The following is a 1,160-nucleotide window of genomic DNA, read 5'->3' as shown; positions in this document are numbered from 1 at the left end:
AGCTGGATCAGCCGGCGGTCGAGCTTGTCCATCTCCTCCGGCATCGAGTCGATCTCCATGCGGATCTGCGAGGCAGCCTCGTCGATCAGGTCGATCGCCTTGTCCGGGAGCTGGCGATCGGCGATGTAGCGGTGGGAAAGGGTGGCCGCGGCAACGATCGCCGGATCGGTGATCTCGACCGCGTGATGGACCTCGTAGCGCTCCTTGAGGCCGCGCAGGATGGCGACCGTGTCCTCGACGTTGGGCTCATTGACCAGCACCTTTTGGAAGCGCCGCTCGAGCGCCGCGTCCTTCTCGACGTACTTGCGGTATTCGTCGAGCGTGGTGGCGCCGATGCAGTGCAGCTCACCGCGCGCCAGTGCCGGCTTGAGCATGTTGCCGGCGTCCATGGCGCCCTCGGCCTTGCCGGCGCCGACCATGGTGTGCAGCTCATCGATGAACAGCACGACGTTGCCTTCCTGCTTGGCGATATCGTTGAGCACTGCTTTCAGGCGCTCCTCGAACTCGCCGCGGAACTTGGCGCCGGCGATTAGCCCGGCCATGTCCAATGCCAGCAGGCGCTTGGTCTTGAGTCCCTCGGGCACCTCGCCGTTGACCATGCGTTGCGCCAGCCCCTCGACGATCGCGGTCTTACCGACGCCGGGCTCGCCGATCAGCACCGGGTTGTTCTTGGTGCGACGGGCGAGCACCTGGATGGTGCGGCGGATCTCATCATCGCGGCCGATGACCGGGTCGAGCTTGCCTTGCTCGGCGCGCTCGGTCATGTCGATGGTGTATTTCTCGAGCGCCTGGCGTTGCTCCTCGGCATTGGGGTCGTTGATCGCCTCGCCGCCGCGCAGGTTCTCGATCGCCTTCTCGAGTGCGCCCTTGCTGGCGCCGGCCTCGCGCAACAGCTTGCCGAGCTCGGCCTTGTCCTCGAGCGCGGCGAGCACGAACAGCTCCGAGCTGATGTACTGATCGTTGCGTGTTTGGGCCAGCTTATCGGTCAAGTTGAGCAGCTTGCCCAAGGCATTGGAGACGGTCACGTCGCCGCCGCTCCCTGAGACCTGCGGCAGGCGCTCGAGCGCCTCGCCGAGCGCCGAGCGCAGCCGATTGACGCTGACATCGGCCTGAGCCAGCAGATGGCGCACGGTGCCGCCGTCTTGATCGAGCAGGGCCAC

General features: G+C 65.9%; 1 protein-coding gene. It reads right to left on the bottom strand.

Annotated elements, in window-relative coordinates:
- Positions 1-1,160, bottom strand: a 1,160-nt coding sequence (locus VBE63_RS29910; RefSeq protein ID WP_323686602.1) for a Clp protease N-terminal domain-containing protein, incomplete at both ends; no start/stop codon positions are given.

Origin of the sequence: Lamprobacter sp., from assembly GCF_034860625.1 — a bacterium.
Taxonomy (GTDB): Bacteria; Pseudomonadota; Gammaproteobacteria; order Chromatiales; family Chromatiaceae; genus Lamprobacter.
This window is presented reverse-complemented; position numbering and strand designations above follow the sequence as displayed.